The organism is Candidatus Benthicola sp. (assembly GCF_058719085.1).
The window spans coordinates 1-14,527 of sequence record NZ_JBZQEK010000062.1 but is presented as its reverse complement, the minus strand read 5'-3'; the positions used below and the strand labels follow the sequence as shown (position 1 = coordinate 14,527).

11 protein-coding genes are annotated in these 14,527 nt (G+C 67.7%); 5 read left to right on the top strand and 6 right to left on the bottom strand.

The window, feature by feature from the left end:
• The first annotated feature begins 51 nt into the window (after positions 1–51).
• The 3 genes from AC36XV_RS04975 (at position 52) to AC36XV_RS04965 (ending at position 4,482) form a co-directional block, all read left to right on the top strand.
• Positions 52–699, top strand: coding sequence for a hypothetical protein (locus AC36XV_RS04975; RefSeq protein WP_492202577.1), 648 nt, complete (start codon positions 52–54; stop codon positions 697–699).
• 69 nt (positions 700–768) lie between these two features.
• Entirely contained in the window at positions 769–2,076 is a 1,308-nt protein-coding gene (locus tag AC36XV_RS04970) for an aminotransferase class V-fold PLP-dependent enzyme (protein ID WP_492202576.1), read from the top strand.
• A 63-nt stretch (positions 2,077–2,139) separates the two neighbouring features.
• Complete coding sequence (locus AC36XV_RS04965; RefSeq protein ID WP_492202575.1) at positions 2,140–4,482, top strand: hypothetical protein; 2,343 nt, start codon at positions 2,140–2,142, stop codon at positions 4,480–4,482.
• On the opposite strand, the gene hutU is transcribed toward AC36XV_RS04965, so the two are convergent.
• From hutU to hutH, 5 genes are all read right to left on the bottom strand, one after another.
• The gene (gene hutU, locus AC36XV_RS04960; RefSeq protein WP_492202574.1) at positions 4,479–6,182 is read right to left on the bottom strand and encodes a urocanate hydratase; all 1,704 of its coding nucleotides are present in this window, start codon (positions 6,180–6,182) and stop codon (positions 4,479–4,481) included. The two genes, AC36XV_RS04965 and hutU, sit on opposite strands and share 4 nt — an antisense overlap.
• Positions 6,182–7,435, bottom strand: coding sequence for an imidazolonepropionase (hutI, locus tag AC36XV_RS04955; protein ID WP_492202573.1), 1,254 nt, complete (start codon positions 7,433–7,435; stop codon positions 6,182–6,184). The genes hutU and hutI overlap by 1 nt, the downstream gene beginning before the upstream one ends.
• A gap of 9 nt (positions 7,436–7,444) precedes the next feature.
• The gene (gene ftcD, locus AC36XV_RS04950; RefSeq protein ID WP_492202572.1) at positions 7,445–8,338 is read right to left on the bottom strand and encodes a glutamate formimidoyltransferase; all 894 of its coding nucleotides are present in this window, start codon (positions 8,336–8,338) and stop codon (positions 7,445–7,447) included.
• On the bottom strand, positions 8,331–8,933 hold the full coding sequence (locus tag AC36XV_RS04945; protein ID WP_492202571.1) for a cyclodeaminase/cyclohydrolase family protein: 603 nt from the start codon (positions 8,931–8,933) through the stop codon (positions 8,331–8,333). The genes ftcD and AC36XV_RS04945 overlap by 8 nt, the downstream gene beginning before the upstream one ends.
• Before the next feature lie 70 nt (positions 8,934–9,003).
• The gene (gene hutH / locus AC36XV_RS04940) at positions 9,004–10,560 is read right to left on the bottom strand and encodes a histidine ammonia-lyase (protein ID WP_492202570.1); all 1,557 of its coding nucleotides are present in this window, start codon (positions 10,558–10,560) and stop codon (positions 9,004–9,006) included.
• A 223-nt stretch (positions 10,561–10,783) separates the two neighbouring features.
• On the opposite strand from hutH, the gene AC36XV_RS04935 reads away from it, so the two are divergent.
• Entirely contained in the window at positions 10,784–12,385 is a 1,602-nt protein-coding gene (locus AC36XV_RS04935; protein WP_492202569.1) for a phosphoenolpyruvate carboxykinase, read from the top strand.
• Positions 12,386–12,494: 109 nt separating this feature from the next.
• A complete protein-coding gene (locus AC36XV_RS04930; RefSeq protein ID WP_492202568.1) occupies positions 12,495–14,048 on the top strand; it encodes a glycerol-3-phosphate dehydrogenase/oxidase in 1,554 nt (517 codons plus the stop codon).
• An 82-nt stretch (positions 14,049–14,130) separates the two neighbouring features.
• Here AC36XV_RS04930 and AC36XV_RS04925 read toward each other — a convergent pair.
• Positions 14,131–14,527, bottom strand: a 397-nt coding sequence (locus AC36XV_RS04925; protein WP_492202567.1) for a S8 family serine peptidase, incomplete at its 5' end; no start/stop codon positions are given.

Below are 14,527 nucleotides of genomic sequence, written 5' to 3'. Positions count from 1 at the left end.
GCGGGCGCAGCCCGGGTGGCTGTGCGGACTCAACGGAAAGAAGAGGATTCAATGATTCGACGCTCCTGCCTCGTTCTCGCGGCCCTGATGGTTGCCGCTTTCCCCGCATACGCTCAGGACCAGGCCGATGCCTGCGCCGCGATACAGGAGACCGAGGTCGGATACTGGGCAGAGTTCGACCTGTCGGGCGTTCCCGGCGACGAGGTGAGCTCGCTTCGTTTCGCGATCGTCGAGCGGGCGGATGACGCCGACAACATCTGGTACGAGTTCTCGGCCGTGACCAACCAGGGCCCGGTGGTGGTTCAGCTCGACGTTCCGGGCTGGCCGTTCGACACCGACGAGGTGACGGGCGTGATCATGAAGATGGCGGGTCAGCCGGCCATGCAGCTGCCACAGGAAATGATCGCCATGATGCAGCAGCAGATGGGCCCGAACCCGATGGTCGAGTTCTCCGAGAAGTGCATGACGTCGAGCGTCGTGGGCACGGAGAGCCTCGACGTCCCGGCCGGGACCTTCTCGACGCTGCACATCCGGACCGCAGAAGATGGGTCCGAGGCCTGGATCAGCTCGGACGTCCCGTTCGGTATCGTGAAGGGGACGGCGCCAGAGGGCGGCGTGCTGATCCTGAAGGGCTTCGGAACGGACGCGCAGTCCTCGATCACCGAAAAGCCCCAGATGATGCCGGGCATGGGGGGCTGAGCCGAGCGCTCTCGCCACACATACGTCGCCGGGCCACCGGGCCCGGCGGCTCAGATCCGGAGGCATGCGATGTACACGCGACGTGGTTTCCTCGGAACCATCGGCCTTCCCACCGCAGCGATCGCCTCCGGCGTGCCCCTGCCAAGACTCCGGTTCTCGGAGACCGCCGGAATCCTGGACAACCTGGCCGCTCATACGGGCACTCCCGGGGACATCGCCTCGGATGAGGACTTCTGGGCCGAGGTCGCCACGGCATTCACCGTGGACCGCTCGCTCGTCAACCTGAACAACGGAGGCGTCAGCCCGGCGCCGGCCTACGTCCAGGCGGCCATGAAGCAGCACCTCGACTACTCGAACAAGGCGCCCGTGTACACGATGTGGCGCATTCTCGAGCCGCAGCGGGAGCCGGTGCGGCAGCGGGTGGCCGCCCAGTGGGGCGTCGACGCCGAAGAGATCGCCTTCACCCGCAACGCCTCGGAAAGCCTGCAGACCCTCCAGTTCGGGATCGATCTGGCTCCGGGCGACGAGGTCCTGACTACCGACCAGGACTACCCGCGCATGATCAACACCTTCCGGCAGCGGGAAGAGCGCGAGGGCATCGTGCTGCGGGAGTTCCCGATTCCCGTTCCGGCGGAAGATCCGAACGAGATCGTCCGGCTTTTCGAGGAGAACATCACGCCGCGCACGAAGCTGATCCTCATGTGCCACATGATCAACCTGACGGGGCAGATCCTCCCGGTCCGGGAGGTGGTGGCGATGGCCCGGAGCCGGGGAATCCCGGTGATCGTGGACGGAGCGCATGCGTTCGCCCATTTCGATTTCAAGATCTCGGACCTCGGCTGCGACAACTACTCGGTGAGTCTCCACAAGTGGCTCTTCGCCCCGATCGGGACGGGGCTGCTGTACGTCCGCAAGGATCGCATTCCGGAGATATGGCCCCTGATGGCCGCACCTGAATCGATGGACGACAACATTCGGAAGTTCGAGGAGATCGGGACGCACCCGGCCGCACCCTATCTCGCGATCGCCGAGGCGCTGACGTTTCACCAGGGGATCGGCGGGCAGAGAAAGCAGGCGCGCCTGGTCTATCTGCGGGACGCGTGGGCCAACCGGCTGCTCGAGTACGACCGCGTGCGGCTCAACACGAGCCTGGCGCCGGGCCTCGCCTGCGGGATCGCGAACGTGAACGTCGAGGGCGTCGATCCGGGCGAATTGACGAGCTGGCTGTTCCGGGAGCATCGGATCATCGTGACCCCCATCGGCCACGAATCGTGCACCGGCATCCGCGTGTCACCGAGCGTCTACACGACGATGGAAGAGATCGATCGCTTCGTCGAGGCCATGGAGACCGTGATCCGGGAGGGTTTGCCCGCTTGAGCCGCCGAGCGCGAACGATGCCGACGGGCCGGTGCGGTGGTCTGACCGACAGGGAACGGTAGCATGCGGGCGCACGAGCGGCTGGCTGACTGGCTGAACATTCGGCCCGCCGAGATCCGGATCCTCGTGTTCAGCGTGCTGGGCGCCTTCTTCGTGATGAGTTTCATGGTGCTGGCGGGCGCCATGCGTGAGGGCTTCTACCTCGGCCTGTTCAGCTCGGACACGCTACCCTACGTCCTGTACGCGAGCCTCGTCGTGGGTCTCCCCGCCGTGGCCGTCTTCTCCCGGTTCATGGCGCGGACGTCCCCCCACCGGGTGATGCGCACGGTCACCGTCCTGGTCGCCCTGGGCCTGCTCTTCCTCTGGACGGTCGTGCGACTGCCCGGAGCCCCGATCGATCCGCGCGTCGCGGCGGTGCTCTTCTACCTCTGGACGATCGTGGCGGTCCTGCTGCTGACCTCGGGACTGTGGATCACGATCTCCGAGGTGTTCGCGGTCCGGGAGGCAAAGCGTCTGTTCGGCCTGATCAGCGCCGGGGGCGCGATGGGAACGCTGGTCGCCGGAGTATCGCTCTCGCTCCTGCCGGAGGGCTACGACACGGTGAGGCTCGTCCCGGTCCTCGTGGGCGTGCTGGTCCTGGCCCAGTCGGCTCTCGAGATGCTGCCGCGCAATCGCTTCGGCCCGCGCACCGGCAGCGATGACGGTTCGAAAGCCAGCACCGGAGAGCGACTCCGTGAGCTGCTGTCCAATCGCCACATCCGGCTCATCGCGGCGATCGTGCTCCTGACCTCCGCGGCCAGCTACGTGGTCGCGTGGCAGCTCCAGGAGACCATTCAGATGGTGGCGGCGCGGGAGGCCGCCGCGGCCTCCCTGTCGGGCCCGGAGGCGGTGCAGGCGGTGACGAGGAGAGTGACGACCTTCATGGGCGCCTTCCGGGGCTGGACGGGAGGGCTCAGCTTCGTCATCCAGGTGTTCGTGGCCGCCCGGTTCCTGGCGGGAGCCGGCGTGGCGTGGAGCCTGGCGATTCTCCCTCTCGCGCTGCTGATGGGATCGGCCGGCATGCTGCTGGCGCCCGGCCTGCTGATGGCCACGCTGGTCCGGGGTGCGGACACCACGCTTGGCAAGTCCCTGTTCCGCAGCGTGGCGGAGTTGCTGTGGATTCCCGTCGACCCGGTCGTCCGGAGGCGATCGAAGGCCTTCATCGACTCCATGGTCAGCAACGCCGGCGACGGCCTCGGGGCTCTCGTCGTGCTCCTCTGGGTCACCTTCGGGCGCCTCCCGTCCCACTGGCTGTCCGCGTTCGTCATCGGGTTTTCGCTGATCCTCATCGGCCTCGCCCGCGCCATGGGACGCCAGTATTTCGTCACCCTGCGTACGCGGCTGGAGCGCAGCGGAAACGCCGAGGATGTGCTGGATGGCATCGGTCTCGACCGAGCGGATCGGCTCGGAGCGACGGTAACCCGGCTCGACATCACCCGCGTCCTCGCCACGGCGGACCTGTCGGCGGAGATCGCCGCGCAGCCGCCCGAGAGGGATGCCGAGGAGCCGGAGCAGGAGACCCCGCCGGCAACGCCGTCCGAGTGGCTGCGCTCCGGAGATCCGGTGCTGGTGGAGCGGGCTCTCGGGAGCGGCGGACCGTGGTCCGAGACCGACCTTCCCCACCTGGTTCCCCTGCTCGCCCGGGATGCGTGGTTGGATTCGGTGGTCCGCGGTCTCGCGGCGATGGGCGCGAAGTCGGTGCCGTACCTCGCCTCCAACCTCGCCGATGAATCGGCGGACTTCGTGATCCGCCGGCGGATACCGGGGGTACTCGCCCGTATCGATGACCCGGACGCGGACCGCGCTCTCGTGGAGGCGTTGAACGCCGCCCGGTTCGAGGTGCGGTACCGGGTGGCCCTGGCGCTCTACCGCCGTCGACTTCGCTCCATGTCGGAGACCGACGAGGACTGGCGCGCGAAGGTGTGGGAGGCGATCCGCTACCAGCTCGGGAGGGAGAAGCCCGTCTGGGAACTGGCCCGTTTGCTCGACCCGGCGGCCGACGACGGATTCGTCGAACGCAGGATCGGTGCGCGGGGCGAGCTGAGCCTCGAGCACACCTTCCGGCTCCTCAGCCTGGTGCTCGACCGTGACACCGTACGGGCCGCCTACCACGGACTGATCCTGGACGACCCGGAGTTGCGCAGCTTCGCGCTCGAGTACCTCGAACAGGTGCTCCCGCCGGACCTGCGGGACCGTCTGTGGCCGTTCATCGGCGACCTCAGCAAGGCGGCGGAACGAAGGGCGCTCCGGGATCTCGACGAAGTGGTCGGCGATCTCCTCCGCACCGGCGGGACGCTGTTCGGAAGCGAGGAGGATCGGGAGGCGCTGCGGCGCTACCTCGACAGACCCGACAGGGAGGAGCGCTAGTCGGAGGCTGCGTCCCGGGACGCCCGATCGTCGTAGCCGATCCCGAGCATCGGGATCTTGATCCCGTGCTCGCGGGCCACGGCCACCGCTCGCTCGTATCCGGCGTCCGCATGCCGAACGACCCCCATCCCCGGGTCGGTGGTCAGTACGCGCTCGAGCCTCTGCTCCGCGGCCACCGTGCCGTCCGCCACGATCACCTGCCCCGCGTGCTGCGCGTACCCGATCCCGACGCCGCCCCCGTGATGGAAGCTCACCCAGGTGGCGCCGCCCACGGCATTCAGCAGGGCGTTGAGGATGGGCCAGTCGGAGACGGCATCCGACCCGTCCTTCATGGCCTCCGTCTCCCGATTCGGACTCGCCACGGAGCCGGAGTCGAGGTGATCGCGACCGATCACGATCGGGGCCCCGACCTCGCCCCGGGCGACCATCTGGTTGAACCGGTGCCCCGCCTTCGCCCGATCGCCGTATCCGAGCCAGCAGATGCGTGACGGCAGCCCCTGGAACTCCACCCGTTCCCGGGCCATGCGGAGCCACCGGTGGAGGTGGCCGTCCTCGGGGAACAGCTCCATCACCGCTTCGTCCGTGCGGTAGATGTCCTCCGGGTCCCCGGAGAGGGCCACCCAGCGGAAGGGGCCCTTCCCTTCGCAGAACAGCGGCCGTATGTAGGCCGGCACGAAGCCCGGGAACGAGAACGCGTCCTCCACTCCCTCGTCGAACGCCCTCTGCCGGATGTTGTTGCCGTAGTCGAACACCTCGGATCCGCGGCGCTGGAACTCGAGCATCGCCTCCACGTGCCGGGCCATCGATGCCATCGACCGCCGCTCGTACTCCTTCGGGTCGCTCGTTCGCAGCGCCGCGGCTGCCTCCACATCGAGACCGGCCGGCACGTACATGAGAGGATCATGGGCCGAGGTCTGGTCCGTAACCACGTCGGGCTCGAAGCCCCTCTGAACCAGCTCCGGAAGCACTTCAGCGCAGTTGCCGATCAGACCCACCGACAGCGCTTCGCCGGCGCTGCGGGCTGCCTCGCACAGGGCGACGGCCTCGTCCGTGCTCTCGACCACGCGATCGACGTAGCGGGTCTCGAGCCGGCGTCGGGCGCGGCTCGGGTCCACCTCGACGCACAGCGCCACGCCCTCGTTCATGGTCACGGCCAGTGGCTGAGCACCGCCCATTCCGCCGAGCCCGCCGGTGAGTACGATCCGGCCCTTCAGGCTGCCCCAGCCCTTCTGGGACGCCAGCGCCCCGAGCGTCTCGTAGGTGCCCTGAAGGATCCCCTGGGTGCCGATGTAGATCCAGCTCCCCGCGGTCATCTGCCCGAACATGATCAGGCCTTTCGCGGCCAGATCGTCGAAGTGGTCCTGGGTGGCCCAATGCGGGACCAGGTTGGAGTTGGCGATCAGGACCCGAGGCGCGTCCTCGTGGGTGTAGAAGACGCCCACCGGTTTTCCGGACTGCACGAGCAGCGTCTCGTCCGCATCCAGGTCCCTCAGCGCCCGGACGATGGCATCGAAGCAGTCCCAGTTCCGCGCCGCCTGGCCACGGCCGCCATACACCACGAGGTCCTCCGGTCGCTCGGCCACCTCGGGATCGAGGTTGTTCATCAGCATCCGGAGGGCGGCCTCCTGCGGCCAGCCCCTGCAGCTCATCTCGCTCCCGCGGGGTGCCCGCACCTCCCTCGGTCCACCCGTGACCGCCATCAGATCACCACCTTTCCGTTCTTGACCACGGTTCGCACCGGGTTGTGTCCGATCCGGTACACCATGTCCTCGAGGGACGGCACGTCCCATATCTGGAGGTCCGCCACCGTGCCCGGCTCGATCTGGCCCCGGTCGTCGAGTCCGCAGGCATGCGCCGCTCCCAGCGTGCCGGCATACAGCGCTTCTTCCGGCGAAAGGCCGTTCCACCGGCAGGCGAACTGGACGGCCAGCGGCATGCTGACGGCATATCCGCCCGGACACACGTCCGTGCCGAGGGCGATCTCGAGGCCCGCTTCGATCCACTCCCGTCCGCGAATCGGCTTCGGGTGCTGAACGGCGAAGTCGATGAGCGGCATCAGCACGGCGACCACGCCCTCGCCTGCCATCCTGCGAAGCGCTTCCGGGGAGGAGTAGTTGAGATGGTCGGCCGAGGTCGCGCCGAGCTCGGCGGCGAGGGACGCGCCGTCCGGGTTCGAGTACTGGTCCGCGTGGATCTTCGGGGAGAGTCCGGCCTCACGACCCGCCTCGAGAATCCGGCGGGACTGATCGACGGTGAAGTAGCCCTCGTCGCAGAACGCGTCGCAGAAGGCCGCCAGCCCCTCGTCCGTGACCCGGGGTATCATCTCGTCGATGATGAGCCGCACGTACGCCTCCCGATCGAGCTCGGGCGGGAAGTCGTGCGCTCCCATGAACGTGCTCACCACGTCGACCGGGTGCCAGCGGTCGAGCTCCTGGTTCACCGTGAGGAGCTTCAGCTCCGATTCCACGTCGAGGCCGTATCCGCTCTTGCTCTCGGCCGTGGTGGTGCCGTGCGCCAGCATGTCGTCGAGTCGCCTCGTGGCGGACTCGTAGAGGCTCTGCGGATCCTCGCTCCGCGTCATCGAGACCGTGGCCATGATCCCGGTCGGGATCCCCGCCGCCTCGACCTCGGCGCGCGATCGCGTGAGGCGGGCCGCGTACTCCCGGACCCGCGACCCCCCGAACACGAGGTGCGTGTGGGCGTCCACGAATCCGGGCGCCACGACCCCGCCGTGAGCTTCGAGCACGTCGGCTCTCGAGCAGTCGCACCCCTCCCGCACGTCCGTCTCCGTCCCCACTGCGAGGATGCGCCCTCCTCCGATCGCCACGGCCCCGAGCGGGATTCGGCGAAGGCGGCTGGCGCGCTCACCGCCCGGATCGGCCACACCGGTGATCACCTCCGAGGCGCCTCGAATCAGCAGCTCGGCGGCCGGCACGTCCCTCTCGTCATCCACGGCAGGTCCTCAACCCAGGAGAGCCGTCTCGACCACCTGGTCGATCTTGAAGTCGTGCGTCTGCAGGTAGAAGCGAACCACCTCCTCGAGCGCCCCGAGGGGCACGGAGCCGATGAGCTCGGTGCCGGCGACCTGCACTCCATACCGGGCGGCCTCGGAGCGGATCGTCTCGAGGACCCGGTGAATCGGCGTCTTCTCGTAGTTCACCAGGTTCATCGACACCTGCACCATGCCCTTGTCCTCGAGCGCGAAGCCCATCCCCCTCACGTAGCGGTATCCCCCGTTGATGTGACGCACCGCCCTCGCGATGGTCTGGGCGATCTCGAGATCCTTCGTCCTCAGGTTCACATTGAAGGCGATGAGCGGGAAACGGGCCCCCGTCACCGTGGCGCCGCTGCGCGCGTTGAACTCCGCCGGCCCCTCGTCCGGCGCCCACTCCGGATCCTTGAGCTTGTCGGGAAGCGCCTCGTACTGGCCCTTGCGGATTCCGGGCAGGCCCTCGCGCTCCGGCCGCGTGGCGGCGTACTCGTAGTAATACACCGGCACGCCGCGCTCACCCAGCCAGCGGCCGTACGACCGTGCCACCTCGACCGCCTCGTCCGGCTCGATCTCGCGCAACGGGATGAACGGGACGACGTCCACCGCGCCCATCCGCGGGTGCTCGCCCTCGTGCGAGGACATGTCGATGTGCTCGAGAGCCGAGACGGTGAGCGCTCTGGCGCCTTCCAATACCGCCTCCGGCGGCCCGAGCAGCGTGTACACGGCCCGGTTGTGGTCGGGATCTCCCGACCAGTCGGCCAGCATCACCCCGGGAACGGCGCGCACGGCCTCCGCCACGGCCTCGAGGACGTCCTTCCGCCGGCCCTCGCTGATGTTGGCCTTGCACATCAGGACCTTAGCCACGGAACACCTCCTCATCCGTCGCTTCTCGAAGCGCGGAGGCGCGCGCCTCGAACTCGGCGGCCGTCTCCGCGTCCTTGAGGCTCTCGAGGTTGATCGCCACGTTGGCCAGGCAGCCCTCGAGCGCCGTGCGCGCCAGCGCGCCGGCCACCTCGAGATCCGAGGAGGCGTTGGGATTCGACCGGCCACGCAGCCGCTCGATGAGGCCGACGACCTGCGCGCAGCGCTCGGCATTCTCCAGAGGGACGCGGGTCGCTCCCACCATCGCGTCCTGGATCGCCCCCGAGCGGGCCGCCTTTTCCCCGTCCGTGCACTTGGGAAGGGTGAAGGCGCGCATGACCGCTCCGAACGCATCCGAGTCCCGGACACACCCCTCCATCAACGAACCGGTCAGCACCTGCGCCTCGGCGTCGATCTCGCGATAGTAGGCCTCCGGCTCCAGCCCTTCCCTCCCGATGGACAGGCGGGCCACCATTCCCGCGAGCCCGGCGGCCATGGCCCCCGCGACGGCGGATGCCGTCCCGCCTCCGGTCTGGTCATCCGAGGGATCGAGCACCTTGAGAAAGGCCGCGAGGTCTGCGTCCGTCCACGTCGTCATATCGGTCCACCTTTCATCTTTCTGCGCGCGTCCTCGGGTGTTGTCCCACCGTCCACGCCTCCCCGACCTCTCAGTGCTCGCGCACGTCGACGAGCACGGCGTTCGATCGAATCAGGTCCGCCACCGCCTCGATGTCCGGCGTGAGGGTCCGGTCGTGCTCGAGGAAGCGGACACGGGTGCGGATCTGATCGTAGACGGTGCGCGTGAGGGGAGCCAGCGCGTCGGCCCCGCCCTCCCGCAGATCGACCGCCTGTGCCGCACAGAGCAGCTCCACCGCCACGATGTGCCGCAGGTTGTCGAGGATCTCCATCGCGTGCCGGGCCGCGTTCGCGCCCATGCTCACGTGATCTTCCTGGTTGGCGCTCGAGGGGATCGAGTCGACGCTGTCCGGGTGCGCGAGCGTCTTGTTGTCCGAGACGAGCGCGGCGGCCGTGTACTGGGCCACCATCAGACCGCTGTCGAGCCCCGGAGTCGGCACCAGCATCGAAGGCAGACCTCCGGACAGGTCCGGAGTGAGCAATCGGAAGGTGCGGCGCTCGCTCATGCTGCCGACTTCAGCGACGGCCATGCCGAGCAGGTCGAGCCACATCGCCAGTCCCTGGCCGTGGAAATTGCCACCGGACACCGCGTCGGGCCCCGATCCGTCGGGAAGGTCCATGAAGACCAGCGGGTTGTCGCTCGTTCCGTTCAGAAGGCTCTCCACCCGGCTGGACACGAATCGGACCGCATCGCGGATCGGACCATGCACCTGTGGGATGCACCGCAGGCTGTACGCGTCCTGGACGCGGTCCGGGTCCGAATCGAGCAGGCGGCTTCCCTCCAGGAGGCGTCGAAGGTTCCACGCGACTTCCGCCTGGCCTTTCTGCCCACTGGCATCGTGGAGCGCCGGGTGAAGGAAGTTCGAACGGGCGCGCAGAGCTTCGATCGAGAGTGCGGCCGCGACCTCCGCGTGGTCGAGCAGGTCCATCGCATCGCGCGCCGCGAGGGCGGCCGTGGCCAGCATGAAGGTCGTCCCATTCGTCAGCGCGAGGCCTTCCTTTGCGCGAGGCACGAGTCGCGGAATCCCCGCCTTCTCCATCGCCTCCGCTCCGGTCAGCAACTCTCCGTCGAACCAGGCCTTTCCGTCGTCACCTGCCTCGTCGTCGAGACCCCGGGTCACCACGAGGCCGATGTGCGCCATCGGAGCGAGGTCCCCGCTGGCTCCGAGCGAGCCCTTCGAGGGCACGTACGGGACCACGCCCTTGTTCAGCATCCGTATGAAGGACTCGGCGAGCTCGGGTCGGACGCCGGAGTTGCCGCGCGCCAGCGTATTCGCCCGAACGATCATCATCGCGCGCACCCGTTCCTCGTCGAGCGGCGGGCCGACGCCTGCCGAGCAGTTCAGGATCAGGTTCCGCGAAAGACGGCCGGCCTGCTCGGCCGAGATTCGCTCGCTGGCCAGAGGACCGAACCCCGTATTCACGCCGTACAGCGGCCGATCACCTGCTGCGACCGCCGCCTCGATCCACTCGTTGCTGCGGACCATTCGGTCGCGAACCGGACCGTCCAGGGGAGCCACTTTCTCGCCTCTCCGAGCCACCGCCACGACCTCGTCAATGGATAGGTCGTTGCCCGTAAGTGTGATCATGCTGCGCGCCTCGATTGGCCTGACGTACGTGAGGTGAGATCCAGCCCGGCAAGTTACCCCGGAGCGCCAACCGCGGCCACCCGGGCTTCGCCCGAGGGCACACACGCTGTATGTTGTTCCCTTCCATGCTTTCCGCCGGGTCCGAGGCTGCCGGTGCCGGCCCGGTCCGGCCGGAGCGCGACCGATCGAGCACAGAACCATCCCATCGGAAGGCGGGAGGCAGATGCAGCAAATCGGGCCCTACATCAGCAGCTTCGGAGTGGAGAACCACGGGATCCGCTCCGCGAACATCGTTCGGTGGAACTACACCGCACCCGCTCTCTACGAGCACGCCATCCGGGCCAACGAGGCCATGCTCGCCCACGGACCGCTCGTCGTCCGAACCGGCGATCACACCGGTCGATCGCCCAACGACAAGTTCGTCGTCCGGGAGCCGAGCAGCGAGGACAAGGTGTGGTGGGGGAAGGTCAACCGACCCTTCTCGCGCGAGCACTTCGATGCCATCCACCGGCGCCTGTCGGCGTATCTCCAGGGCCGGGGGATCTTCGTCCAGGACTGCTACGCGGGGGCCGATACCGACTACCGCATGCCGATCCGAATCATCACGGAACAGGCATGGCACAGCCTGTTCGCGCGGAACATGTTCATCATGGCGCCGCCGGAAGACCTCCCCGACTTCGTCCCCGAGTTCACGGTCATCCAGGTACCGGGCTTTCACGCCTATCCCGAGATGGACGGGACGGACTCCACCGTGTTCATCCTCGTCGACCTCGGACACCGGCTGGTCCTGATCGGCGGAACCAGCTACGCGGGCGAGATCAAGAAGTCCATCTTCACGATCATGAACTACCTGCTGCCGGCCCGCGAAGTGCTTCCCATGCACTGCTCCGCCAACGTCGGTCCGGATGGAGACACGGCCGTCTTCTTCGGCCTGTCCGGCACCGGGAAGACCACTCTTTCCGCCGACCCCACCCGGACGCTGATCGGGGATGACGAGCACGGGTGGAGCGACACGGGCGTATTCAACTTCGAAGGGGGCTGCTACGCGAAGGTGATACGGCTCTCCGAGGAGGCGGAGCCGGAGATCTACGACACGACCCGGCGCTTCGGTACCGTCCTCGAGAACGTGGTGCTCGACCCGGACTCCCGGCGTCTCGACCTCGACGATGACACCCTCACCGAGAACACGCGCGCCGCGTATTCCATCGATCGGATTCCGAACGCCTCACCGACCGGGGTGGCCGGTCATCCGCGGAACCTCATCATGCTCACGGCCGATGCCTTCGGCGTACTGCCTCCGATCTCGAAGATGACGCCCGAGCAGGCGATGTATCATTTCCTCTCCGGGTACACCGCCAAGCTGGCCGGAACCGAGAAGGGGCTCGGCGACGAGCCGGTCGCCACCTTCAGCGCGTGTTTCGGGGCGCCGTTCATGGCGCTTCACCCGTCGGTTTATGCCCGCATGCTCGGGCAGAAGATCGCCGAGCACGATGTGGATTGCTGGCTGGTCAACACGGGCTGGACCGGCGGACCGCACGGCGTCGGACACCGCATGAAGATCGGCCACACGCGAGCCATGGTGCACGCGGCGCTGGATGGTTCGCTTCGGGACGTCCCGACGGTCGCCGACCCCGTGTTCGGGCTGCACGTGCCCCAGTCCTGCCCGAACGTACCCGCCGAGGTGCTCAACCCGCGAAATACCTGGGACGATCCCGACGCCTACGATCGGGCCGCCGCGGACCTCGCCCGGAGGTTCCGGGAGAACTTCAAGAGCTACGAGGAATACGTCGGCGACGAGGTGAAGGCGGTGAACCCGAAGGGCTGAGTCGGAGAAAACGCGGTCGGCGAGTCATTGTATTAGTAAGCTCATGTTTCACATTTACTTATTTATGTGCATGTGAAGTGACTTATCACGGGACTAGGGGACGGTTGATTTGAGACGGGAAGCACTTCTTTCGACCGTGTCCGAAACGCCGTCCTGGGATGTGCTGGTGATCGGCGGCGGCGCCACCGGACTGGGAGCGGCCGTCGAGTCTGCCTCCCGCGGCTACTCCACGCTCCTGCTGGAACAGTCGGACTTCTCCAAGGGCACGTCCAGCCGGAGCACCAAGCTCATCCACGGCGGCGTCCGGTATCTCCAGCAGGGCGACGTGTCCCTCGTGCTCGAGGCTCTGCACGAGAGGGGACGCCTGATCCGGAACGCTCCTCACCTGGTCCATCACCTCGCGTTCGTGGTACCCGTCTACGACTGGTGGGAGGGGCCGTTCTACGGGATCGGGCTCAAGCTGTACGACGCGCTGGCCGGGAAGCTGGGTCTCGGGCCCTCGAAGAATCTCTCCCGCGAGGAGACCCTGGAGCGGATCCCGACCGTCGAGCCGGACGGTTTGCGCGGCGGCGTGGTCTACTACGACGGACAGTTCGATGACTCGCGTCTCGCGCTCACCCTGGTTCGCACGCTGGCCAGCCTCGAAGGCGTGCCACTGAACTACGCGCGCGTCACCGGACTGATGAAGAGCAAGGCAGGCGCCGTCGAAGGCGTCACGGCGGTCGATCAAGAGTCTGGACAGGAGATGGAGGTCCGCGCCCGGGTCGTCGTCAACGCCACGGGGGTCTTCACGGATGACGTCCGCCGGATGGATCAGCCCGGGGCGAGGCCGATGGTGACGCCCAGCCAGGGAGTGCACCTCGTGCTGGGGCGGGAATTTCTGCCCGGCGACAGCGCGATCATGGTGCCGCACACCTCCGACGGCCGCGTGCTTTTCGCCGTCCCGTGGCACGGGCGGGTGGTGGTCGGCACCACCGACACCCCCCTCCCCGAAGCCGATCTCGAGCCGCGTGCTCTGGACGAGGAGGTCGAGTTCCTGCTGACACACGCGGTCCGCTACCTGACGCGGGACCCGATCGCGTCCGACGTGCTGAGCGTCTTTGCGGGGCTCCGACCGCTCGTCGGGGACCCGGACTCCGAGACCAAGGAGATCTCGAGGGATCACACGCTGATCGTCTCTCCCTCCGGTCTCGTGACCATCACGGGAGGAAAGTGGACGACCTACCGCCGCATGGGCGAGGACACGATCAACCGGGCGGCCCAGGTAGGCCGGCTCCCAGAGAGGCCGTGCGTGACGGAGGACCTTCGGCTGCACGGATGGACGGAGGAGGTCGACCCCACGGAGCCGTGGAGCGTGTACGGCACGGACTGGCTCGAAGTCGAGGCGCTCGAGAGGTCACGCCCGGAGCTGGCCGAGCGGCTGCACCCGTCCCTTCCCTACCGCGCCTCCGAAGTCGTGTGGTCGGCCCGGCACGAGATGGCCCGGACGGTGGAGGATGTTCTGTCGCGGCGTACGCGCGCCCTGCTGCTGGACGCGAGGGCGAGCATCGAGATGGCGCCGCGGGTGGCGGCGCTGCTCGCGGGGGAGCTGGGACGTGAGGACGGCTGGGCCGACGACCAGGTGGCCGAGTACGTCGAGTTGGCGAAGGGCTACGTGCTGTAGGAGACCGGAACGGGCCTCCGGGGTCCGGCGGGAGCGCGTGCACTCCCGCCGGACCTTCGCTCGGCATCGACCGCGATGATTCTCAGTCTATCCCAAGGGCGTTCGCTACGTTGACGCGACCGCTACCGTACCAGGGGTCTACTCCAGGCTGCCCCAGGTCGTCCGCCGACCGCTTGATTTCCGACTTGATCCTGCCTGGATTTCGGCCGTAATCCTCGACCAACAGCGACGCCAGCCCGGCCACGTGCGGAGAAGCCTGGCTGGTACCGGCCGCCCAGATGGCATAGTAGGCCGTCTGGCAGATAGGAACCACCAGACTCGAGGTCGAGCACGGTCCGGCGACGTAGTCTCCGGTGTTGCCTCCCGGTGCCGCAACCGAGATGGAGGATCGCCCGAAGTTCGTATAGAATGCGGGGGCGTCAACTTCCTCCCAGTTGTAGCCACCATCCCAGTCCGTCGGCCCCGTAGCCGAAACGCAG

Coding starts and splice junctions, on each gene's coding strand:
- hutH (WP_492202570.1), bottom strand. CDS start 10,560: ATGATCACACTTACGGGCAACGACCTATCCATTGACGAGGTCGTGGCG.
- AC36XV_RS04975 (WP_492202577.1), top strand. CDS start 52: ATGATTCGACGCTCCTGCCTCGTTCTCGCGGCCCTGATGGTTGCCGCT.
- AC36XV_RS04935 (WP_492202569.1), top strand. CDS start 10,784: ATGCAGCAAATCGGGCCCTACATCAGCAGCTTCGGAGTGGAGAACCAC.
- AC36XV_RS04965 (WP_492202575.1), top strand. CDS start 2,140: ATGCGGGCGCACGAGCGGCTGGCTGACTGGCTGAACATTCGGCCCGCC.
- hutU (WP_492202574.1), bottom strand. CDS start 6,182: ATGGCGGTCACGGGTGGACCGAGGGAGGTGCGGGCACCCCGCGGGAGC.
- AC36XV_RS04970 (WP_492202576.1), top strand. CDS start 769: ATGTACACGCGACGTGGTTTCCTCGGAACCATCGGCCTTCCCACCGCA.
- AC36XV_RS04945 (WP_492202571.1), bottom strand. CDS start 8,933: ATGACGACGTGGACGGACGCAGACCTCGCGGCCTTTCTCAAGGTGCTC.